This is a genomic window from Fusibacter ferrireducens, from assembly GCF_015352425.1.
In the GTDB taxonomy this organism is placed as follows: Bacteria; Bacillota; Clostridia; order Peptostreptococcales; family Acidaminobacteraceae; genus Fusibacter_A; species Fusibacter_A ferrireducens.
Genome location: NZ_JADKNH010000001.1, coordinates 1 through 20,025, shown reverse-complemented (window position 1 = coordinate 20,025; position 20,025 = coordinate 1). Strand labels below are relative to the sequence as shown.

The 20,025-nt window shown below is 33.1% G+C and carries 29 protein-coding genes and 2 pseudogenes; 14 read left to right on the top strand and 17 right to left on the bottom strand.

Annotated elements, in window-relative coordinates; all coding sequences use genetic code 11:
* Nucleotides 1-65 precede the first annotated feature (65 nt).
* The 3 genes and pseudogenes from ISU02_RS00140 to ISU02_RS00130 form a co-directional block, all read right to left on the bottom strand.
* Nucleotides 66-410, bottom strand: a pseudogene (locus ISU02_RS00140) (transposase).
* Between the two features lie 201 nt (nt 411-611).
* Nucleotides 612-1,163: a hypothetical protein gene (locus ISU02_RS00135; protein ID WP_194699752.1), complete on the bottom strand. Its 552-nt coding sequence runs from the start codon at nt 1,161-1,163 to the stop codon at nt 612-614.
* Nucleotides 1,164-1,364: 201 nt separating this feature from the next.
* Nucleotides 1,365-1,718, bottom strand: coding sequence for a VOC family protein (locus tag ISU02_RS00130; RefSeq protein WP_194699751.1), 354 nt, complete (start codon nt 1,716-1,718; stop codon nt 1,365-1,367).
* A gap of 403 nt (nt 1,719-2,121) precedes the next feature.
* On the opposite strand from ISU02_RS00130, the gene ISU02_RS24225 reads away from it, so the two are divergent.
* The 5 genes from ISU02_RS24225 to ISU02_RS24215 all read left to right on the top strand — a co-directional run bounded on the left by ISU02_RS24225 (nt 2,122) and on the right by ISU02_RS24215 (nt 3,382).
* Nucleotides 2,122-2,382 (top strand): type II toxin-antitoxin system RelE/ParE family toxin, encoded by a 261-nt coding sequence (locus ISU02_RS24225; protein WP_323984995.1) that lies wholly within the window; start codon nt 2,122-2,124, stop codon nt 2,380-2,382.
* A complete protein-coding gene (locus ISU02_RS24065) occupies nt 2,333-2,449 on the top strand; it encodes a type II toxin-antitoxin system RelE/ParE family toxin (protein WP_323984999.1) in 117 nt (38 codons plus the stop codon). Before ISU02_RS24225 ends, ISU02_RS24065 begins: the two co-directional genes overlap by 50 nt.
* 88 nt (nt 2,450-2,537) lie before the next feature.
* Complete coding sequence (locus ISU02_RS24220; RefSeq protein ID WP_323984998.1) at nt 2,538-2,708, top strand: helix-turn-helix transcriptional regulator; 171 nt, start codon at nt 2,538-2,540, stop codon at nt 2,706-2,708.
* 255 nt (nt 2,709-2,963) lie between these two features.
* Nucleotides 2,964-3,158, top strand: a complete 195-nt coding sequence (locus ISU02_RS00115; RefSeq protein ID WP_194699750.1) for a type II toxin-antitoxin system HicA family toxin — start codon at nt 2,964-2,966, stop codon at nt 3,156-3,158.
* A 62-nt stretch (nt 3,159-3,220) separates the two neighbouring features.
* Nucleotides 3,221-3,382 (top strand): type II toxin-antitoxin system HicB family antitoxin, encoded by a 162-nt coding sequence (locus tag ISU02_RS24215; RefSeq protein WP_323984994.1) that lies wholly within the window; start codon nt 3,221-3,223, stop codon nt 3,380-3,382.
* Between the two features lie 485 nt (nt 3,383-3,867).
* Here the strand turns inward: ISU02_RS24215 and ISU02_RS00105 are convergent, their stop codons facing one another.
* The 3 genes from ISU02_RS00105 to ISU02_RS00095 form a co-directional block, all read right to left on the bottom strand.
* The gene (locus tag ISU02_RS00105) at nt 3,868-4,449 is read right to left on the bottom strand and encodes a TetR/AcrR family transcriptional regulator (RefSeq protein WP_194699749.1); all 582 of its coding nucleotides are present in this window, start codon (nt 4,447-4,449) and stop codon (nt 3,868-3,870) included.
* Nucleotides 4,421-4,843 carry a hypothetical protein gene (locus ISU02_RS00100; RefSeq protein WP_194699748.1) on the bottom strand — a complete coding sequence of 141 codons (423 nt, stop codon included), beginning with the start codon at nt 4,841-4,843 and terminating at the stop codon, nt 4,421-4,423. Before ISU02_RS00100 ends, ISU02_RS00105 begins: the two co-directional genes overlap by 29 nt.
* Before the next feature lie 346 nt (nt 4,844-5,189).
* On the bottom strand, nt 5,190-5,552 hold the full coding sequence (locus ISU02_RS00095; RefSeq protein WP_228727689.1) for a retropepsin-like aspartic protease: 363 nt from the start codon (nt 5,550-5,552) through the stop codon (nt 5,190-5,192).
* Between the two features lie 17 nt (nt 5,553-5,569).
* Between ISU02_RS00095 and ISU02_RS00090 the strand changes: the two genes are divergently transcribed.
* The 3 genes from ISU02_RS00090 (at nt 5,570) to istB (ending at nt 7,816) form a co-directional block, all read left to right on the top strand.
* A protein-coding gene (locus ISU02_RS00090) for an IS3 family transposase (protein ID WP_194699746.1) occupies nt 5,570-6,675 on the top strand; the annotation gives its coding sequence in 2 pieces (ribosomal slippage) (nt 5,570-5,819 and nt 5,819-6,675; 1,107 coding nt in all).
* Nucleotides 6,672-7,073, top strand: coding sequence for a Mu transposase domain-containing protein (locus ISU02_RS00085; RefSeq protein ID WP_407646401.1), 402 nt, complete (start codon nt 6,672-6,674; stop codon nt 7,071-7,073). Before ISU02_RS00090 ends, ISU02_RS00085 begins: the two co-directional genes overlap by 4 nt.
* Nucleotides 7,073-7,816: an IS21-like element helper ATPase IstB gene (gene istB / locus ISU02_RS00080; protein ID WP_194699744.1), complete on the top strand. Its 744-nt coding sequence runs from the start codon at nt 7,073-7,075 to the stop codon at nt 7,814-7,816. Before ISU02_RS00085 ends, istB begins: the two co-directional genes overlap by 1 nt.
* A 257-nt stretch (nt 7,817-8,073) precedes the next feature.
* Here the strand turns inward: istB and ISU02_RS00075 are convergent, their stop codons facing one another.
* The 3 genes from ISU02_RS00075 to ISU02_RS24205 are packed head-to-tail and all read right to left on the bottom strand — an operon-like array spanning nt 8,074 to nt 8,707.
* The gene (locus ISU02_RS00075) at nt 8,074-8,376 is read right to left on the bottom strand and encodes a helix-turn-helix domain-containing protein (RefSeq protein WP_194699743.1); all 303 of its coding nucleotides are present in this window, start codon (nt 8,374-8,376) and stop codon (nt 8,074-8,076) included.
* A 9-nt stretch (nt 8,377-8,385) separates the two neighbouring features.
* On the bottom strand, nt 8,386-8,496 hold the full coding sequence (locus ISU02_RS24210) for a hypothetical protein (RefSeq protein WP_323984993.1): 111 nt from the start codon (nt 8,494-8,496) through the stop codon (nt 8,386-8,388).
* Between the two features lie 22 nt (nt 8,497-8,518).
* Nucleotides 8,519-8,707 (bottom strand): hypothetical protein, encoded by a 189-nt coding sequence (locus tag ISU02_RS24205; protein WP_323984992.1) that lies wholly within the window; start codon nt 8,705-8,707, stop codon nt 8,519-8,521.
* 480 nt (nt 8,708-9,187) lie between these two features.
* Here ISU02_RS24205 and ISU02_RS23795 point away from each other — a divergent pair.
* Nucleotides 9,188-9,358 (top strand): annotated as a pseudogene (locus ISU02_RS23795) (type II toxin-antitoxin system RelE/ParE family toxin); the annotation flags it as partial.
* The gene (locus tag ISU02_RS00060; protein WP_194699742.1) at nt 9,355-9,624 is read left to right on the top strand and encodes a helix-turn-helix domain-containing protein; all 270 of its coding nucleotides are present in this window, start codon (nt 9,355-9,357) and stop codon (nt 9,622-9,624) included. The pseudogene ISU02_RS23795 and the gene ISU02_RS00060, both read left to right, overlap by 4 nt.
* A 127-nt stretch (nt 9,625-9,751) precedes the next feature.
* Here the strand turns inward: ISU02_RS00060 and ISU02_RS00055 are convergent, their stop codons facing one another.
* Nucleotides 9,752-10,078, bottom strand: a complete 327-nt coding sequence (locus ISU02_RS00055; RefSeq protein WP_194699741.1) for a hypothetical protein — start codon at nt 10,076-10,078, stop codon at nt 9,752-9,754.
* 293 nt (nt 10,079-10,371) lie between these two features.
* On the opposite strand from ISU02_RS00055, the gene ISU02_RS00050 reads away from it, so the two are divergent.
* From ISU02_RS00050 to ISU02_RS00045, 3 genes are read left to right on the top strand one after another with little or no spacing between them, the layout of a single operon-like run.
* Nucleotides 10,372-10,656, top strand: a complete 285-nt coding sequence (locus ISU02_RS00050; RefSeq protein ID WP_267459408.1) for a type II toxin-antitoxin system RelE/ParE family toxin — start codon at nt 10,372-10,374, stop codon at nt 10,654-10,656.
* Nucleotides 10,595-10,726, top strand: a complete 132-nt coding sequence (locus ISU02_RS24060) for a type II toxin-antitoxin system RelE/ParE family toxin (protein WP_267459407.1) — start codon at nt 10,595-10,597, stop codon at nt 10,724-10,726. The genes ISU02_RS00050 and ISU02_RS24060 overlap by 62 nt, the downstream gene beginning before the upstream one ends.
* Nucleotides 10,716-10,985 carry a helix-turn-helix transcriptional regulator gene (locus tag ISU02_RS00045; RefSeq protein WP_194699740.1) on the top strand — a complete coding sequence of 90 codons (270 nt, stop codon included), beginning with the start codon at nt 10,716-10,718 and terminating at the stop codon, nt 10,983-10,985. Before ISU02_RS24060 ends, ISU02_RS00045 begins: the two co-directional genes overlap by 11 nt.
* Nucleotides 10,986-11,180: 195 nt before the next feature.
* Here ISU02_RS00045 and ISU02_RS00040 read toward each other — a convergent pair whose 3' ends face one another.
* The 6 genes from ISU02_RS00040 to ISU02_RS00015 form a co-directional block, all read right to left on the bottom strand.
* Entirely contained in the window at nt 11,181-11,975 is a 795-nt protein-coding gene (locus tag ISU02_RS00040) for a GNAT family N-acetyltransferase (protein WP_194699739.1), read from the bottom strand.
* A gap of 171 nt (nt 11,976-12,146) precedes the next feature.
* Nucleotides 12,147-13,079: a PDDEXK nuclease domain-containing protein gene (locus ISU02_RS00035; RefSeq protein WP_207736129.1), complete on the bottom strand. Its 933-nt coding sequence runs from the start codon at nt 13,077-13,079 to the stop codon at nt 12,147-12,149.
* 313 nt (nt 13,080-13,392) lie between these two features.
* Nucleotides 13,393-13,809 carry a hypothetical protein gene (locus ISU02_RS00030; RefSeq protein WP_194699738.1) on the bottom strand — a complete coding sequence of 139 codons (417 nt, stop codon included), beginning with the start codon at nt 13,807-13,809 and terminating at the stop codon, nt 13,393-13,395.
* On the bottom strand, nt 13,806-14,300 hold the full coding sequence (locus ISU02_RS00025) for a hypothetical protein (protein WP_207736128.1): 495 nt from the start codon (nt 14,298-14,300) through the stop codon (nt 13,806-13,808). The genes ISU02_RS00030 and ISU02_RS00025 overlap by 4 nt, the downstream gene beginning before the upstream one ends.
* Before the next feature lie 503 nt (nt 14,301-14,803).
* Entirely contained in the window at nt 14,804-15,751 is a 948-nt protein-coding gene (locus tag ISU02_RS00020) for an amidohydrolase family protein (protein WP_194699736.1), read from the bottom strand.
* A gap of 135 nt (nt 15,752-15,886) precedes the next feature.
* Complete coding sequence (locus ISU02_RS00015; protein WP_194699735.1) at nt 15,887-16,345, bottom strand: NUDIX hydrolase; 459 nt, start codon at nt 16,343-16,345, stop codon at nt 15,887-15,889.
* A 380-nt stretch (nt 16,346-16,725) separates the two neighbouring features.
* Here ISU02_RS00015 and ISU02_RS00010 point away from each other — a divergent pair, with 380 nt between their 5' ends.
* Nucleotides 16,726-17,919 carry an IS110 family RNA-guided transposase gene (locus tag ISU02_RS00010; protein WP_194699734.1) on the top strand — a complete coding sequence of 398 codons (1,194 nt, stop codon included), beginning with the start codon at nt 16,726-16,728 and terminating at the stop codon, nt 17,917-17,919.
* Nucleotides 17,920-18,595: 676 nt separating this feature from the next.
* Here the strand turns inward: ISU02_RS00010 and ISU02_RS00005 are convergent.
* Nucleotides 18,596-19,861: a PIN-like domain-containing protein gene (locus ISU02_RS00005; RefSeq protein WP_194699733.1), complete on the bottom strand. Its 1,266-nt coding sequence runs from the start codon at nt 19,859-19,861 to the stop codon at nt 18,596-18,598.
* Nucleotides 19,862-20,025 lie beyond the last annotated feature (164 nt).

Genomic DNA, 20,025 nt, shown 5'->3' with positions numbered 1-20,025 from the left:
TTACTCGCTTGAGCCTTAAGGCTCATTGAATCAGTTCGCCAACTGCTTGCGCTTACTGGCTGCTGCTAAAGCAGCTTCTTATTTTTTTTGCCCTCTTCGACTTGCTTACCCGTAAACGGGTCAATGTATTCTTGAATACTTATTTGATCATTTGCGATATCTTCTTGTAATTGATTTTTTACCTATTCTCTTATCGCTTTTTCATTTCGTCCAACTGTATCTACATAGTAGCCTCGACACCAAAAGCGGCGATTTCCATACTTATATTTCAAGTTTGCATGACAATCAAATATCATCAAGGCACTTTTCCCTTTTAAGTATCCCATCACACTTGAAATGCTATACTTTGGTGCAAACACCACGTGATATTTACAATTCCAATGAGTATGTGCTAAACTATTCTTATCCATTTCGGATCCTCCTTCTGAGCTAATATGGTTGGCGAACCATTATTATTTTATCAGAAGGAGGTGTTTTTTGACTCAAAGCTAAAGCTCTTTAGAACCACCGGTAGAACCGGTGGTTTTCTTTGTGCAGAAATGGCGCGGCGCTTGCCTCGCAAGAACCGTGTTATCGGAAGGAATATAGGAAAATGACGTGTTATACGTCGTTCAATTTATTAATATATTATCTCTTTCAATCATTATGTCTTCTAAAACTTCATTGCTCTCTTTTCCAATTAGTTCTTCAATACGCCTTCCATGTATGTCACCCATTATATTACCTAAGAGTTTATCCCTTGTTTGGACATCTAGACTATATGATCCGATAATATTGTTTTCTAACTTAACTACAACAATTTTAGTTTTATTCGGAAAACCTGTTTTAAATCCATATTTTATAGTTCTTTTCAATCTATCAAAATCATTGTCAAACGGATGATTAGTCACATATACAAAGTTAAGGATTAAATCCTTTCCTAGATAATCTCTTATGTCTAATCCCATTAAATGAAATGTTTCAAAATACGTTATCTTTAGATTTTCTTTTGTAAGATGCCACGTTCTCTCTTCATCGTATCCTACAATTCTATATCCATATGCGTCTATGTAATCTAACACATCATTTGGTATATTCTCTGTATTTTCTAATGGTTTGTAAAAAACAAATATCAAGCATGAAGATATTAATAGCCCGATTGTTACTAAAATTATTCTTTTCATAAATATTGTCCTTATAAATTGAATGACGTATAACGTTCCCGCGATTACTGATGTCGTTCCTTTTGACCCTTAGGACAAAAGTGGCGAAGCACTTGCCTCGCAAGGGCGATAACATCAAGGCGATTTAGTTAATCAGTGTGTTAGATGATGTATGATGTCATAAACTTTTGTTATTCATAAAACATCACTTATCTTACTTTACTATTCTAGAATTAACACTTTGTTACCATCAATATCTTTTAAAGGTAATTCTTTACCTCCCCATGATGCTATTTGGGGTGGATCTACCAATACACCTTTCTCTTTTAGTTCTAAATATGTTTTATCAATATTATCACATCTAAATACTAAGTTAACTGTGCCTTCATTTGATTTCCCCCATTTGTTTTCATCCCATATAACAATTACAGGAGCATCTTTTATGAAGCCTAATGATACACCATCATAGTTCTCATCAAATTCGATAATCGGTACGTTTAATTTCTCATTATAAAATTTTACTAACCCCTCAGGTTGTTTCGTTGAGATGTTTATACAGTGAAAGCCATTTATCATTTTCCCCTCCGTTATTTATAATACTTGTTTAATTACACTAAAAACTTTTATAATCTAATCATTATTACTATATTTTCTTTCGATGAAATATTATCTACTTTCATCATATTTCATCTAACGTTCCCGCACTTACCGAAGTTACTCCTTTTGACCCTTAGGGCAAAAGTGGCATGAAATATGCCATCTATAGTATATGTAATTCGACACTTAATTGTTATCTCCTTCCAGTCTAGAAAATAAAAAAATTTCTCTGCGTATTCCATGACATCAGATGAGTTTAGGTAATCGGTGTGTTATGCGCCGTTGAAGATGGTTTTACAACTTGCTTATATAACATATATATTATATAACGAAATTAATTCGGAAGTTAAAATATTCTTTTCTATTGAATATTATACTAAAAATGAAAAATGTCCTGTTATTGATTTTTTTAAAACAATTCCTAAAAAGGATGTTTGCTAAAATACTTAGAGAAATTGAACTTCTTGAAGAATTCGGATTATCTCTTGGAATGCTACATATCAAAAAAATTACTGACACTAAAGCTCTGTGGGAATTGAGATTCAAACAATCAACTAATAGTTATAGAGTATTTTACTCTGCAAAGTCAAACGATTATTCTTTTAAGTACTTTTCAAAAGAAAACTCAAAAGACACCAGATAAAGAACTTACAAGCGCTTTAACTTATATGTTCGATTATATTGAAAGGAGCGATCATAATGAAACATGATGAAGTCAAACAACTTCTATTTCAAGATGAAGAAATCAAAAATGAATATGATGCATTATCCCCTATTTATGATATAAAGAAAGAATAGATCCGACTTCGGTTAGAACAAGGTTTATCTCAACAAGATCTTGCTGAATTAATTGACACAAAACACTCTGCAATATCTAGACTTGAAAATGGTTCTTATAATCCTAGTGTAGAATTCTTGTCCAAAATTGCACATGCTTTAGGTAAAAAACTTCATATTTCTTTTAATTAGCTAGCCTTAGCTGGCTTTTCTTCAATGGCGTATAACGTTCCCGAGATTACCGAAGTCACTCCTTTTTCCTTAGGGAAAAGTGGCGCTGTCCTTGCCTCGCAAGGACTGTGATATCGGAAGGACTGTAGGAAATTATCGTGTTAGGCGAAGTTTTAATCTTTCTTGATACAATTGGTATATACGTGTATAACATACGTATATAGCGTTGTTTCTTTCCATTAGGATTTGATGTTCAATAACCAAATTGGAGGAGCTATGAATCAACGTTCTTACAACTCAAGGGAGCTTCTTAAACTTTTAACTTCAGATGGTTGGTATGTGATAAGAATCAATGGTTCTCATCATCAATTAAAACATCCAACTAAAAGTGGTACTATTACTATTACTGTTACTGTTACACATCTTAAAAATGATTTACCTCGAAAAACCTTTGAGAGTATTCTTAATTAAGCTGGTATTAAAGGATAGGATGGCTCCCTACCTTTTAATGATTTAATGAAAGAAGGTGTATTATGTTGACTGATCGTTATATATTTCCTGCGGTTTTTCATTTTACAGATGATGGTATATCTGTTGAATTCCCTGACTTACCTGGCTGCTTTTCATATGGCGATGATGAGCTAGAAGCAGTCACAAATGCAAAGGAAGCTCTTGAACTCCACATTTTGGTTTAGAAGATGATTCTGTCCCAATTCCTCCTCCATCTCACATTCGTGAAATTACTATTGAGGATAACGAATCTGTAGTTTTGATAGACGTATTAATGAAACCAGTCAGAGACTATATGCAAAACAAAGCCATCAAAAAAACTCTGACAATTCCAAAATGGTTTAATGACGTCGCCGTTGAAAATAATGTGAATTTTTCTCAATTACTTCAAGTAGCTATAAAAGATTATTTAGGTACCATTACTCGTAACTGACCATTCTTCTGAATGGTTCTTTTTTTGATTAAAATTTCACCTAACGTTCCTGCTGTTCCCGATCGTGCCCTCCTATGTCTATTTCGTATACTCTATTCTAACATCTAAAGCGTGAAAAAGCCCCCTTATTATGTAAAATGAAGGGCATATTGGAAATTGACATGTTATGTGTAGATCCTGAACGATTCGAAAATAATACTGAATTTCGTTGTGTTCTATAAATATTTCTAGTTGATATCATTCATGCGAACTTCTTTTTAGTAAACCATAGAAAAAAACTTCAAAAACAACTTTCATTCGTATCTCTGCATCAGGATATATATCTACTACCTTCTCATCTGAATACATTTTTTGAACTTGATCCAATAAGTGAAGGAAAAAATCAAAGGAAATTAGCTCATATATTTCCTTTGATTCAATCAATCTTTCATACACTGAGTAAAGTTGGTTCTTTGAATTAGCAGTTATCTTTTGAATCATCACATTTATTTTCTCAAAACTACCAGAGTAGATCTCATTAATAAAGTCAGTGGAAAATGAGTTAACAAACTTTGATTTCTCAGCAAAAATTAGATTTATGATTTCCTCGAATTTAGTATTACTCCCAATTAGTTCATTAAATTTATTGACACTGCTGTCATTTAACTCGTTTAATATATCTACAACTAGCTCATACTTATCATTATAATATTTGTAAAATGTGCCTTTACTAACATTAGCGTTTTTACAAATTTCTTCTACAGATGCTTTTCTAAGACTGTATTTCCCAAATAGTTCATATGCAGATTCCTTAATTTTTAATCTCTTGTTTTTTCTCATTCTTTTCTCCTCTAAAGGCAAAATAAAAGATAACTAGCCCTATTGTCATCCAGATATATGATAGCACATCAGGAACTTGCGCTGCATTATTGCCTGACTGTAGAGTCAACTCAGGTAAGGCAATAATGAAAAATCCTTTTGAAAAATACATAATTCCTAAAATCAAAACTAATTTCTCCATTGCCGTTTTCCACTTGAAATTTAATGCAAGTATAGTTCCACCAATAAAGAAATGAACCATTCCAGACAGATTAATTAAAACAGGGTCAGAATTAACATGAGAAATCATTCTTTCATAATATGGTGCTGATAAGAAAAAACCTAGACCTGTAGTAAACAAGTAAAGACCCACGACTTTTGCTATACGATAAGTTACTATTTCTGTTTTATTCATAATGCTTCCTCCATTTCAAAATGTACGATTATAAGTTTATTATACGTTATTCATTCATTTTTGTAAATATCGTTCATTGAATAACATCACATTCAACACGAATCAAATTTTGATGTAGTCTAGCATCAACAAAAAAACACCTTAAATGGTGTCATTGATGTTAGTTTATTTTTTCAATTACAATGTCCTTGTTTGTTTATTGGGCCAGTGAAGGATTCTCATATAGCGTTTCGGGGATTTCCGAAGTCACTCCTTTTTCCCTTAGGAAAAAGTGGCGCTATCCTTGCCTCGCAAGGGCTGTGTCACCAGAGTGATTTAGGTAATCGGCGTGTTATGTGATGAACGGTTAAAATATTTTTAATTCACCTAAATCAATTTTTACACCTAATTTCATTAATATATCCAAGCCAATTATGCCGTCCATCTCAATACCATAATCCATTGCTCCAACTTCTACTTGAAAATCATTCACTTTCATTCCATCTATTTCGATTTCCTCTATTATCTTTATAAAAACAAACTCGCTACCCCCAACACCTCTTATAACTTCTAGTGGATCACTTGGTTCTTGTCTAATTCCTATCTCTTCTAATATCTCAGTTTTAAATATCGTTCCTGCTGAACCTGTATCAACTAATATGTTTGTCATTTTGACCTGCTCCCCTAAAATAGTACCACTGTAAATGTTAGTTCGATGTGATAAAATCAAGAAAAGGAGATCGAACTATGAAAAAACGTTTTACAGAAGAGCAAATAATAAAAATACTCAAAGCTCATGAGGCTGGGCAAAAGGCGTCTGATATTGTACGAGAATACAATATTTCGGAACAAACCTTTTATCGTTGGAAAAGCAAATACGGTGATATGGAAATTCAAGATGCAAAGAAATTAAAACAGCTTGAGGAAGAAAATCGTAGATTGAAAGAAATCGTTGCAGATTTAAGTCTAGATAATAAAGTATTGAAAGACATTATCTCAAAAAACTAATTAGGCCTGCCGACAAAAAACGAGCTGCTTATAAAGCAATAGAAGATCATAAAATTAGTGAACGTAGAGCGTGCAGGCTTGTAGGACTTTCTAGGAACACATTCAGATATTCACAAAAGAAGAACCATGATGATGAAGTCGTCATTGAAAAAATGATTGGAATTGGTTCTAAGTTCAAGCGTTTTGGATATAGACGAATTCATACTATGTTAAAACGAGATGGATATCAAATCAATCACAAGCGTGTTTATCGTCTTTATAAGACTGCAGGTCTTGAACTAAAGAAAAAAACCAAACGAAAGCGATATGAAAAACGTGGAACACCTGAACGAAATGTTTTCGAACCTAACTACAGGTGGTCGATGGATTTTGTGTCCGACTCAACAAGGAGTGGCAAACGATTCAGAGTCTTTACACTCATTGATGAAGTCACGCGCGAATGTCTTGCTCTTGAAGTAGATACGTCGATTACAGGTGTTAGAGTTACAAGTTTCTTAAATAAAGTGGCACTTTTCAAAGGTTTACCAAATGAAATACTTACTGATAATGGACCTGAATTTACAAGTAATGCGCTGAATGAATGGGTGTATGATAAAAATATTCAGCACATATTTATAGATCCAGGTTGCCCTGCTCAAAATGGTTTTATAGAAAGTTTCAATGGAAAATTTAGAGATGAATGTTTAAATCAGCATTTATTTCGAAATGTTCTAGAAGCGCGGGAAATCATATCAAAGTGGAAAGATGATTATAATTTCATTAGACCACATAGCTCATTAAATAATTTGACCCCATCAGAATATGCTCAAACATTGCAAGATACTAACATTGCAGTTGGCACATAGTCTGGGGGCAGGTCAATGAGACCAATCAATATTCTGTACCAACAGAATTCATAGGCAAAGAAGTCTTAATGAAAATATATCATTCAACTTTGGAAATTTGCTTCAAGAAAGATGTGATTGCAACTCATGAAAGAGCCTACACAAAACATAACAAAATCTATGATATTTCTCATTACATGACTGCCTTAGAAAGAAAACCTAGAGCAATTTTTAATGCACAACCTGTACGAGCTTTTGTTCCAAACGAGATTCTGGATTCTTATAGTGCAGTTCCAGGCGGGAATAAAGATGTGCTTAATTATATAAAATCTCAAATCGGCTTAAGGGATCAAGATGTCATAACCGTTAAGCAAGCCAATCTATCAAGTTATGATCGACTGATCCGGGAGGTGAAATAATGAACCATTCACCTACATATCAAAGGATTCAACTGCTTTCAAACTCGATGAAATTGGCTAGTTTTAAAGATTACGAGCAAACACTTCGAGAAGCTATAAGTCATCAAAAATCTCACGAGGAATTTTTGTTGATGCTTCTTGAGCAAGAAGCAAGATCTAGATGTCACAATAGACTTAACCGACTGAAAAGAGCTGCGAAATTTCCATATGAGAAATCACTTGAATCATTTGAAGAAAGCAAGCTACAGCATGTATTGCCTGGATTGATCGCCACTCTTTCAAGCTGTGATTTCGTTGATAAGAAAGAAAATATCATTATGATAGGCAATCCTGGAACAGGAAAGACTCACTTATCCATTGGATTAGGCTTGAAGGCTTGCAACAAAGAATTCAGAACATACTTCACTACCGCTGCCAATCTATCTCATCAACTTGTTGAGGCTCAAAATAATGGAAATCTCGGTAAAACCATGAAGGCACTCGGTAAAATCGAGCTGCTTATACTAGACGAATTATCCTATCTGTCGTTTAACCGGAGCCAATCTGAACTTCTTTTTCAAGTGATTTCAGAGCGTTCAGAAAGAGGTAGTATTATCATTTCAACAAATCTAGAGTTCTCCAAATGGGATGAATTCTTCCCGGATACAATGCTTACAAGTGCATTGATTGATCGAGTCACTTTCAATGCTCATATACTTAACATGAATGGTGAATCCTATCGACTAACCAAGTCTCAAGAGTAGTGGCCCAAAATTATTTGGTCAAGTGGTTCACTTTTTTGTGGTCATTAATGGCTCAGAAATTCATGGTCAAGTGGCTCAAAAATGTTTGGACATTTACACATATGTCGAGGATTGGCGTAACTTTTGTCTCTCCTAATGTATATTCGATGTTGAATTGTAATTTCCTTCCTCATTCACATAAAAAAAATCCCGCAAAACTTATAATAATAAGCTATGTCGGGAAATGATCTGTTATATGATGGTGCGATCTTTTCTATTCAGTTGTTCAGATATTCTTTCTTCTCAATTTTCATTTCCAAGCCTAATGCATCTAATATTCTTATGAAACTTGATAATTTCGGAATATGTTTTTCTCTTTCAAATCTTGAAATTTCCTGTTGAGAGATTCCTACTTTTTCTGCTAAACCTTCTTGAATCATACTAATCTGCTTTCTAGCTTCAACAACCTGTCGTATTAATTCATACTCTTTTTCAATTTCTATATAAGTCTCATTAAACTCATTATCTTTTCTAAGTTCATCCACAGTACTTTTTACATCTATTTTCTTGAATGGCATCATCTACACCTCCTATTCAATTTCACTCATTCTATTTCTTGCTTTTTCCAACTCAAACTTTTCTGCTTTTCCTTTCTGCTTTTTACATGCATGCAAAAAGTAAATGTAATCTGAATCAACCAAAACATAAAAAATTCTGTTGTGTCTAGGATACTTGATCTCCCATAATTCTCTCAAGCTGTCTTGTATTTAATTTCTCAAGAAAACTAATACCCTCTACTTCTAACGATTCTAATATGAAATATCCTTCTACAGCTTCTCGTTTTGGAAGACCATCAAGATACTCTCTTATTAAATCTTTACCACCGCTTGTATGGTATGTATGTACATTCATGAGTCATTTCCTTTAATTTTATTAATTACATTATGCATCATTTTTGATGTTTTTTCCATGCAAATTAGAACTATCTTTATGTGATCGAACTTTCATATAACGTTCCCGCAGTTTCCGACGTTCCTTCCTTTTAACGCCTTAGCGGAAAAAGTGGCACATGCCCTTGCCTCGCAAGGGCTGTGACATCAGAGTAATTTAGGTAATCGACGTGTTAGATGTTGTTTTCATGTTCACTTTGTAAGTAATAAATTCCTTTTTAATATCATTTATGATATAATGTAACTATAAAATGGAATATTGAATTATATCAAGATGCTTCTGGTAAAACGCCTGTTTTAAAATTTATTCAGTCCTTACCAGAAAAACATCAATCAAAAAGTATATCGTGAAATTGACTTACTTGAATCGTTCTGAACTAATCTTAGTTTTCCACATACATCAAAGCTTGAAGGAGACAAGTATAAGAAACTATGGGAATTACGAATTAAATCAGGTTCTGATATTTCAAGAATCTTCTACTTTGCTTATATTGATAATACTTTTGTCCTCTTACATGGTTTTGTTAAAAAATCTAACAAGACACCTACCCGTGATCTTGACAAAGCGATCTCCAATATGAATGACTATCTCGAAAGGAGTGAAAAATTATGAAATGGAATGATGCCAAACAAGAGTTATTGAAAAATCCAGAACTTGTCGAAGAACTTGAAAAAAATGAATTGGAATATCAGCTGATTTCTGAATTTATTCAAGCTCGATTAGATTTAAAAATGACTCAAAATGATTTAGCTAAATTGACTGGAACTAAACAATCCAATATTTCAAGATTTGAAAGTGGGAACTATAATCCCTCGTTAGAATTTCTTGAAAAAGTAGCTTCTGCTCTTGGTAAAAAAATTAAAATTGACTTAATTTGAAACTTTGCTAATGCTGAGTTTCTTTTTTTCGTAGAATTATGTCCATGTCATGAAAATTGCATCTAACCTTTCGAGAATCCTCTGTTATATGATGGTTTAATCGTTCCTAATCACCCAAATAATCAATTCAATCATTTGAATTATACTTCTTTCCATCTCGATATTTTATAACGTTATAAATGAAGTACCCTAAAATTACAATAAATATGAAATCTGTACTTCTTTGAATAACAATAAATATATCACGTGAGTAAGAATCGTAAATATTTAAAACTATTGGAGAAATAATCGAGACAATCAGTGTAAATGTAATAGTATAGATACTTATTTTTCTTAACCTTTCCATTCCAATATTTACTGACATCCTCGAAATGACAATTAAAGCAATTATTTTAGGTAACAACTGAAGCAAACCTGCCAATACATCAAATAAAATATGTTTTGTGTATATCATAAGCACTTCCTTTCTACTAGCAAATATGAGATTAAACTTTCAGCTAACGTTCCTGCAGTTTCCGATGTAGCTGCCCTCGCCCTTAGGTGAGGATTGGCGTAAGTTTTGCCTTCTCTATGTATATTCGATGAATTATTGTAATATCCTTCATTATTTCCTTAATTTAACTGCCGCAAAACTTATGACAATAAGCTATGTTGGGAACCGTCTGTTATGCGCCGTTGAAGATTGTCTTACGACTTGCCAATATAACATATATGTTATATAATTAAATTAGATAGGAGGATAAAATATTGTTTTCTATTGAATATTATACTTACAATAACAGATATCCTATTTTAGATTTTCTTAAATCCATTCCCAAGAAAGATGCTGCTAAAATTCTTAAAGAGATTGAACTTCTCGAAGAATTTGGACTGTCACTTGGCATGCCACATATCAAAAAAATAGCTGGTACTAAAGATTTATGGGAATTAAGAATCAAACAATCTACCTATAATTACAGAGTATTTTACTATGCATGGTCATGCTATTATTCTGTTAAATGCTTTTCAAAAGAAGTCTCAAAAGACTCCTGATAAGGAAATACAACGAGCTTTGACTTATATGTACGATTATATTGAAAGGAATGATGTAAATGAAACATGATGATATCAAGAAAATTCTCTTGGAAGATGAAGAAATAAAAGTTGAATATGATGCACTTTCTCCTATTTATGAAATAAAGAAGGAACTCATCAGACTTCGTCTTGAAAAAGGCCTTTCTCAGCATGATCTTGCTGATCTAATTGGTACGAAGCAATCTGCAATATCACGCCTTGAAAATGGCTCATATAATCCTAGTATTGAATTCTTGTCGAAGATTGCCCATGCCTTGGGTAAAGAACTCCATATTTCTTTCAATTAGCCAGCCTTAGCTGGCTTTTCTTCTATGGCGTCATAACGTTCCCGCGGTTCACGCTCGTTCGCCCAAGTTATTTCAACGCCTACAGCGATGTCACAACCATTCACTACGGAACATTATTAAACTCCGTCACCACCGGGCGAATGGCGGGAACCGCTGTGTTAGGCATTGTAAGCAATTGAACCGTGCGATAGCTACTTACTTCATCCAAAACGAGCTCATATATACGTCAGTGAATCCTAACTTCTTCATATTACTGTGGCTGATGCTTCCAAATACAACATCCGTATAAAGGCTTTCTAAGCCTAACTTTATCGCTTCATTGATTCTATGAGCTAATAATACTTTTTGACAACCCAGTCCTCGAGCTTTTTCAAATGTATAATCATTAGCAATGTAACCTACATTTTCACTGATAAACATTGACCCAATTCCTGCTACTTCACCACTGCTATATGCTATATAATTATGAAAGTTTGACTCATAAAAATAGTGTTTTTTATTTTCGATTACCTTTTGGCTTATATCCATTCCTTCATTTGATAACAAAATTATATTGATAAATTCTTCTGCATTTGATTCTGTAACTTTAAATATCTCTATTTTGGAATCACTTTGTATTGCTTCTAATTCCTTTAACTCCATGTAAACTAATTGCTCCACGTTTATAAACCCTTCTTTGCTAAGGGTTCTTGATACATTCTCACTTATGTTATTTGGTGTTATTTCAAAACAAGGCTCTATTTCATATTTACTATATGTATTAAGTATGTTTTCAAGATTAACAATATCCTCTTCGCAAAATCCTTTAACTCTATTATAGTAACCAGACTTTGGTGAATTTTTGTCGATCATTAATGAACTTTTGCCAACATTCAAAATTTCTAAATCTTTATCTATATTAGACAATGCTCTTTTAGAATTAAAAGTAGTTAATGCAATTTCAAGTTTCTCTATCTTTGACATAGTTGAAATTATGTTGTTTTCAATCATCAAAATACTCCTTTTCAACTCAATACTCAATTGCTTATTGTGCCTAACGTTCCCGCGATTACCAAAGTCACTCCTTTTCCCTTAGGAAAAGTGGCGCTGTCCTTGCCTCGCAAGGGCTGTGACATCAGAGTGATTTTGGTAATCGACGTGTTAGCCGAAGTTCTTTTTACGTTATTTCTCATTCAGTCTATATTTAGCACGTTCTATTGCTTTGTGAAGTTTCTTTTCCAGTACCTCTTTTGGTGGTAATTGAGTCAAATACTGTGCAACATGAATTCCACTTTTATCTAATTCTAATAATTCAACTGTCTCTTGAGATTTCTCAGCACACAATATTATTCCTATCGGTGATTCTTCACCTTCGTTCTTTTCATTCTTATCTAACCATCTTAAATATAGCTCGACTTGCCCTTTATACTCAGGTTTAAATTCTCCTAATTTCAATTCAGTTAGCACTAACCTTTTCAACTTTCGATGATAGAACAATAAATCGATATAGTAATCTCTGTCACCAATTGTTATTCGTTGCTGTCGCCCAACAAAAGTGAATTCTCGGCCAAACTCAAACATGAAACTTTCCAATTCAGCCAAAATTGCATTTTCTAAGTCTTTTTCACTATACGTATCTTGTAACTCTAAAAAATCTAAAACATATGGATCTCTTAAGAATAAATCAGTGGACATTTTCCCATTATCCATCAATTCTGCTAAATCATTAGAAATTGTCTGATCTGGTTTCTTAGATAATGCTGTACGTTCATACAACATAGAGTTTATGCGCTCTTTTAATACACGAACACTCCATCGTTCATTCACTGAAATAGTAGCATAGAACTCTACTTTGAGATGATCCTCTATACGAATTAGTTCTACAAAATGAGACCAACTTAATTGTGCAGACAGCGTCTGCACTATTCCCTCATTAGAGAAAACATCATAAAATTTAATCATATTGAATAGATTACGTTTACTGAAACCTTTACCAAATTCTGATCTTAGCTGATCACTTAGTTCTTTCACAACTTCTTGTCCATATTCAGCCCTATTATCAAGTAGCACTTCTTCTCGTATCTTTTTACCAATGTTCCAATATAGTACAACCATTTACGAATTCAAATTATATCTTATATTGTCCTTTGTCTTAAGAATCATATTAGATATTGCTGTATATATTTTATTAGAATTAGCACTATTATTTATAACTTTTACGTCACTCATATCACTTAGTCTCCTACAATACTTTATACTTCTATTTTATCATTTCGAAAACTATAATAGTAAAACGAATTTCGGTTAACGTTCCCGCTATTACCGAAGTTCATCCTTTTCACCCTTAGGGGAAAAGTGGCGTAGACCTTGCCTCGCAAGGGCTGTGATATCAGAGTGATTTAGGTAACCGGCGTGTTAGCTGATGGAATTAAATAGTTTTACTTTTTGAATATAGATTTCTTATTACATTCGTTACTTTTTCACTGGATAGTATACGTTCTAACTCCTCAACAAGTTCATCATAATCTTGACATTCTGTTCCTTGATCAATTACGTTGCCAATATCACCATTTTCTTTAATACTCACTGGATAATCAGTTTCAGGATTGGAAAAAATTGTACAAACTACATAAGTATATTTATCGAGATTCGGAGCAACTATTGCAAATTTTGTAGCTAATTTATACGAGTCGAAAACTGCGTTTTTTATAGTAAAATTCGATATGTTACAGTACAGAACATCTTTAGTGCTCTTCTCAAAATGTTTTGCTTGTTCTTCTAATATCCTGTTTGGAGAATTCTTAGTTTCTGCCTCAAGGTTTGAAATGTTCCACAAATTTCTCATAAAATTTCCTCCTTATAGCTTATACTGATTGGTAAATGGTCTGAATACACTTTGAAATTTGGTTTATTGCTCAAAGCCGTAGTTAAACTTGTATCTCCTAAATGATCAATTACTTTTATTTCGTTGATAATTATATCGCTTAACAAACTACCACTAAATAACACTTGATCAAATGTATTCCAATACAGGCTTTCCATTGTATTTGTATAATAATATGTTCCCTTGACATTTGATGAACTTTTGCCCATGATATCCCACATTGGATTATAATAAAAGTCATAATCCTTTTTTAGATATGTTCTTCTAATTTTTTTTGCAATATTTGGGCACATCACTGCATTGAATCCAGTTACTAAAGTCATCCCATCATCAAAGGGATTCATATTAAAATCACCAATAATTATTGATTTAGTAGTATTATGGTTAGCAGTGGCTTTTTTTATTCCATCTGCAACAACACTTGCATGTGCATTAATTTGACTTTTATCCATACGCGTGCGACTTGGTAAATGAACACTAAACAATAATAAAAACTCATCATTATTCAATTTTAGTTTAAAAGCTGAAAAATAATCATCATCTAACACAACATGTAAATTTATATTTACATTTCTGAATAAAATAGTTCTTGAATTATCATCAATTTGTTCAATTATATATAGTTTTTTGAATATATTGAAATTTCTATACAAATATTGCAAATCTATTGACGAATATTCTGCAAGAATTAAAATATCAGGTAGTTCACGAATACAAAGTTCAGATAATATATTTTCAATTCTTTTTCCATTAATGTTCCAAAATATTATTTTTATTGAAATCCCCTCCTTTTAATTCTTTCAGCTAACGTTCCCGCTATTACCGAAGTCACTCTCTTTTGACCCTTAGGGCATAAGTGGCACTGTCCTTGCCTCGCAAGGGCTGTGACAGCAGAGTGGTTTAGGTAATAGTCGTGTTATCTGATGCCCTTTCTTCCTTCTTTTATTTTAGCCATTTATCTTAATCCATTTCTTCTTATATCATCTAAGTCATCTGCTGATAATACTCCACTTTCATATAATCTTAAGTATTCTTTACTTACATCGCTGTCAAAAATGAGTATATCATCTGAATTTATAGTGACATCTATCCCTGAATTATACAGTTCCCCTATAGGATGTTTTTTGAAGTTTTCCACTCTGCCTAAAACAACATTACTTGTTGGAGTAATATTAAGCCTAATTTTATTTTCTCTTAGATATTTTATTACTTCTTTTGACTTTACTGCACTTATTCCATGTTGCACTTCATCTAGTTCCAATATTTCAATTGCTGTTCTTACATCAGAAGCACTTCCCCATTCTCCAACATGTGCTTTGAGTTTCAATCCTTGAGATCTTGCTTTTTGATATATTCCCTTAAAATTTTCTATCGGTTGATATTTCTCATCTCCATATAAATCTATCGAATAGAATGATTTTTCATCCCAGAATGGTTCTAAACATTTTTCAAGATACTTTATACTACAATGACGTGACATACCAATTTGTAGTCGTAACTCAATTTGTTCTCCATATTTCATTTGCGATTGTTTAAAACTATCAATCAGCATTTTTATATTACTCTGAAAATATTCATCTAATCCCCATACATCTTCACCAATCTCTAATATATGTATTCCATCTTTAGCTGCTTGAATAATAGTTGCGTCAACAAGTAATTGTCTCATTTCAAGGCAATTAAATTTCTCTCCCATATTTACTTCAACCCACTTGTGCATTTCATCCATTGAACACATAATCCCTTTGTATGGATTTATATCTATTCCAGTCTTTTCTTTTATGAATTTTCTATCTCCACCTAATACGAAATGATTATGTAGATCAGATTTCGGAACTCTTTTTATTTCATCTAAATTATGGTCCTGTAGTGCTTGAATAAACCGTTTTGAAGTCATATCCATTTGAAATACTCCCAATTTTTATATTTTTGAAGAAAGGGTTTCAGATAACGTTCCCGCGATTACCGAAGTCACTCCTTTTCCCTTAGGAAAAGTGGCGCTGTCCTTGCATCGCAAGGGCTGTGTCATCAGAGTGATTTAGGTAATCGGCGTGTTAGACGCTGTAGGATTTTGTTTAAGATTTTCCCATTTCGCTTTTAAATCTTTCAAAATCGGGATGTTTGTAAGTGAAATGTTACTCGGCAATTTATGTAACTCAAAGTATTTCAATTCCTTAGTTTCATTGTCATCAATTTTCAATTCTCCATCTATCTTATTTATTTTGAAAACTACATTTACAAAATAATATTCATTTCCATCTGGATACCTATGATATTGATTTTTCCCTGAGTATACATTAAACAATTCTATATTGTTAATTTTTAGTCCAGTTTCTTCATAAACCTCTCTAATAATTGCGTCTTCCACGGTCTCTCCAATTTCCATTCCACCGCCGGGAATACACCAATTATTGTCATCACCTCTCCGTTGAAGTAATATTTCATTTTTCCCGTTCAATATTATCGCTCCTGTAACACAGGTATTTCTAATTTTCATTTCTTTTCGTCCTTCTTTTATTTATCCTATTTCGCCTAACGTTCCCGCGATTACCGAAGTCACTCCTTCTGACCCTTAGGGCAGAAGTGGCGCTGTCCTTGCCTCGCAAGGGCTGTGACATCAGAGTGATTTTGGTAATCGGCGTGTTCGTATTATTAATACATACCAGTTTGATCGTGGTATGTGTTTTTTAGGTATATATTTCCTATCAAGCTAGGCATAGAACGTTCGGCGTGTAAGGTCATGAGCCAGTCGCATAAACTGTTCATGCTAGCAATTTGCATGTTTATCTCGATTAAGCTGGTTGGGCTTTGAGCCTGCATCACCGCACGAACCTGGGAAGCGTCAATTTGTTAGACCTAGTATTACAAGGAGGTTATATGAATCCCGTTATCGCTATCGATGTATCTAAACCCAAAAGTGTAGCTGCTATCTTTTCTGATCGTAACGTTTGCGTTAAAAAACCATTTGTTTTCAACCATTCTGTAAGTGAACTTGATCAAATCGACCTTTGGTTAAACACTTTTAAACAGCAACATGGCATTCAACCTACCGTGGTTATGGAGGCCACTGGTAACTATTCTAAGCCACTTACAGCTTATTTTTACGACCATGGCTATGATATTTTTGTTCTTAATCCGTTGACCACGAGTCAAATCAAATCCAAATCTTTACGTAAAATCAAGACCGACCCTGTTGATACCATGAGAATTGCAACTGTGTTTTATAATCAGAAACTTAAACCCTATGTCCCTGATGAAACTGTGTATGCAAATCTTAAATTTCTTGCACGTCAGTACAATGGTTTTAATACGACTTATCAAGAGCTCGTCGTCAGACTCCATGCAGTTGTTGATTTAGTCTACCCAGACTTTAACAAGATGTTTTCAAGTGTTCGAAGTAAAACTGCACTCAATTTTCTTAAAGCTTACCCAACACCACATCTCATTCGAACAGCAAGTCTAGAAGAACTTTCGCTGGCTTTTCATTCTGCTAAAAAAAGTAGCGAGTGGCATCTTAATAAAGCCAATTTGATCAAAAGGACTGTCGAAGAAAGCCTTTACACACCTTCGGCACAGCAACCAATTCTTGCGTATTATGTGGATCTAATCCTTCACATGCAACAAACATTGGATGATATTCGTGCTCAAATGCGCGATTTAGCAAAGCTCTCTCCTTGTTATAAACTTCTCCTCTCCATCCCCGGTGTAGGCGAAGTGACAGCCTCTGTGATTTTATCTGAAATTGGTGATATACACCGCTTTCATTCGAAAAAACAGTTAACGGCTTACGCGGGTCTTGATCCAGCTGTTTTTCAATCTGGTAAATATACTGCTAAGAATAATAAAATCTCGAAACGAGGTTCTCCGTATCTTAGAAAGGCTTTGTATCAAGCAGTATGTGCCGGCATTAGCAAGCGTTCTAATGGTTATGCAAATAAAGAACTCAGAGCTTTTTACGACAAGCTTCTTGAATCAGGAAAACCATCAAGGGTAGCTTTAACTGCCTGCTCAGCGAAACTTCTTAGAATCATCTTTGGTATACTGAGTTCAGAAACTGAATTTAGATATTAACATAACTATATTTTACCTTTTTTCGCCTATTTTATATAGGCTTATTTGGCATGCAATTTTTGCGTGATCAAATATTTTTTTCATCAGATACTTGACAACGATTAGCTGGTTTAGGCGATGTCTTGTTCTCTATTTTCAATTTAATTTAGTTCTTCATTAAACTCTTTTTTCCAAATGCAAGCCACAGTATAAAATAGTTACAGTACAAAATTATTGAATCTAATAACCATATATATGCCAAAGATGTTAAAAGCAACGCACATAGTCTCAATAGCTTCCTTGACCATTTGGGACGACATGCAATTTTATCTTCAATTACAATAAATGGCAAAAAAACCAGGAGAAATTTAATACCCATACCAACTGAAAAGAATACAAATACTGTAAGAAATTCAATTTCAGAAAATTTGTTGAAAAATAGACCATAAATTAATGCTGATACTATAATATATGCAATAATAATCCACATTTTCTTTTTCTCTTTTATAATATGTTGAATCATATTTCCCTCTGTCTTTCGTCATTTAGAACAAGATTTCGCCTAACGTTCCCGCAGTTTCCGACGTTCCTTCCTTTTAACGCCTTAGCGGAAAAAGTGGCGCAAGACTTGCCTCGCAAGACTTGTGACATCGGAAGGAATGTAGGGAAATGACGTGTTAGCCGAAGTAATTTATTGTTAAAGTTCGTTTGGAATATCATCCAAAAACACTTCCATTTTATCTAATATTCTTTTCCTTGAACTTATATTGTAAATAGACAAATCACTAGTATCGTCATCGATTACTTTTTTATAAACTAAAATTTCATGGATATCTAAAACTAAATTTTCATAAACCAAACCATTTTTGTTTAGTTCTTCAACTGCATACAATAAATCTGGGTTGTCAAAATAGTCAATTGCAATACCATATTCAATACATGCTGAACTAATTGCATTTGATATATCTAAATAAAACTCATCAAATTTCACTTTAAAATAAATATCATTACTTAATTTCCTATTTTCTACAAGAGAGTCCGTATTTATTTCAAGTAAATCATTAAATACACGCTTTGCATCTAGTATAAAAAGAGTCTTATTAGTATTCATAAACACATTTTCAATATAATGAAGATGGGGTTTCTTGCTTTCATCCATCCAATCGCCTTTTGTAGTATCGAATGTTAAAAAAAATGCATCGGTAGCATGTGTCTCCATAAATTTAATTATTTCATGATAAATTATATAATCTCCATATGGATCATCATTTTTTTCTTTTAAATCTCCGATACCTGGGAAAACAAATGTGCTATTTTTAGTTATGTAATCCTTTACTTTTGATACATCTCCAATATTTTTTTTGAGTTCATCAAAATCAGACTTGATTATAGCTATTTCTTCTTCTGACAAGTTATCAATGTAATTAAAGTTTTCTATAACATTCCAATACGGATCGTTAAATTCTACGTCACCTATAGTATTAATATGTACCTCAACTAAGTTAGTCATTTGTGAATACATTTTTTCAGAACTAGTTATCAAATCTTGCATACTTAAATTCAAATCGTCAAAGTCTTCAAGTAATAATTTTTTAGAATTGTAATAGCTTTCTGCAGAGTTCAAGATTTTTGATTTAAAATCTTCAACTAGTTCTTTCTTTATTGCGTTGACATATGATTGATGAACACCAATTCGATTTTTGACAAATTCTTGTTCAACTTGTTTTGTAACATAAATGATCGCTTTCTTTTCATCAAAAAAGCTCATCAGTTCAGTTCTTGATTTTAATGACATCTTATATATCTGCAAAATTACATTTGCATCTAAAAAAACGGGGCAATCCGTATCGAATTTTATGATTGTATCAAATTTATTAGAGTAATCTCTTAAACTACTTGAATGAAATTTAAAATCATATTTTTTAAACTTTGCTTTGAATCCAAATTCTTTTGATATTTCCATATTTCCTCCCAATAGTATTATCTATGTCATAAATTATTTTGGCTAACGTTCCCGCAGTTTCCGACGTTTCTTCCTTTTAACGCCTTAGCGGTAAAAGTGGCGCAAGACTTGCCTCGCAAGGCTTGTGACATCGGAAGGAATGTAGGAAAATGACGTGTTATCTG

Bases quoted from the DNA above. Each gene is read 5' to 3' on its own strand.
- ISU02_RS00135 (WP_194699752.1), bottom strand. From the start codon at position 1,163: ATGAAAAGAATAATTTTAGTAACAATCGGGCTATTAATATCTTCATGC.
- ISU02_RS00130 (WP_194699751.1), bottom strand. From the start codon at position 1,718: ATGATAAATGGCTTTCACTGTATAAACATCTCAACGAAACAACCTGAG.
- ISU02_RS24225 (WP_323984995.1), top strand. From the start codon at position 2,122: ATGAAAAATGTCCTGTTATTGATTTTTTTAAAACAATTCCTAAAAAGG.
- ISU02_RS00115 (WP_194699750.1), top strand. From the start codon at position 2,964: ATGAATCAACGTTCTTACAACTCAAGGGAGCTTCTTAAACTTTTAACT.
- ISU02_RS24215 (WP_323984994.1), top strand. From the start codon at position 3,221: ATGTTGACTGATCGTTATATATTTCCTGCGGTTTTTCATTTTACAGAT.
- ISU02_RS00105 (WP_194699749.1), bottom strand. From the start codon at position 4,449: ATGAGAAAAAACAAGAGATTAAAAATTAAGGAATCTGCATATGAACTA.
- ISU02_RS00100 (WP_194699748.1), bottom strand. From the start codon at position 4,843: ATGAATAAAACAGAAATAGTAACTTATCGTATAGCAAAAGTCGTGGGT.
- istB (WP_194699744.1), top strand. From the start codon at position 7,073: ATGAACCATTCACCTACATATCAAAGGATTCAACTGCTTTCAAACTCG.
- ISU02_RS00075 (WP_194699743.1), bottom strand. From the start codon at position 8,376: ATGATGCCATTCAAGAAAATAGATGTAAAAAGTACTGTGGATGAACTT.
- ISU02_RS24205 (WP_323984992.1), bottom strand. From the start codon at position 8,707: ATGAATGTACATACATACCATACAAGCGGTGGTAAAGATTTAATAAGA.
- ISU02_RS00060 (WP_194699742.1), top strand. From the start codon at position 9,355: ATGAAATGGAATGATGCCAAACAAGAGTTATTGAAAAATCCAGAACTT.
- ISU02_RS00055 (WP_194699741.1), bottom strand. From the start codon at position 10,078: ATGATATACACAAAACATATTTTATTTGATGTATTGGCAGGTTTGCTT.
- ISU02_RS24060 (WP_267459407.1), top strand. From the start codon at position 10,595: ATGCATGGTCATGCTATTATTCTGTTAAATGCTTTTCAAAAGAAGTCT.
- ISU02_RS00045 (WP_194699740.1), top strand. From the start codon at position 10,716: ATGAAACATGATGATATCAAGAAAATTCTCTTGGAAGATGAAGAAATA.
- ISU02_RS00040 (WP_194699739.1), bottom strand. From the start codon at position 11,975: ATGATTGAAAACAACATAATTTCAACTATGTCAAAGATAGAGAAACTT.
- ISU02_RS00035 (WP_207736129.1), bottom strand. From the start codon at position 13,079: ATGGTTGTACTATATTGGAACATTGGTAAAAAGATACGAGAAGAAGTG.
- ISU02_RS00030 (WP_194699738.1), bottom strand. From the start codon at position 13,809: ATGAGAAATTTGTGGAACATTTCAAACCTTGAGGCAGAAACTAAGAAT.
- ISU02_RS00025 (WP_207736128.1), bottom strand. From the start codon at position 14,300: ATGGATAAAAGTCAAATTAATGCACATGCAAGTGTTGTTGCAGATGGA.
- ISU02_RS00020 (WP_194699736.1), bottom strand. From the start codon at position 15,751: ATGGATATGACTTCAAAACGGTTTATTCAAGCACTACAGGACCATAAT.
- ISU02_RS00015 (WP_194699735.1), bottom strand. From the start codon at position 16,345: ATGAAAATTAGAAATACCTGTGTTACAGGAGCGATAATATTGAACGGG.
- ISU02_RS00010 (WP_194699734.1), top strand. From the start codon at position 16,726: ATGAATCCCGTTATCGCTATCGATGTATCTAAACCCAAAAGTGTAGCT.
- ISU02_RS00005 (WP_194699733.1), bottom strand. From the start codon at position 19,861: ATGGAAATATCAAAAGAATTTGGATTCAAAGCAAAGTTTAAAAAATAT.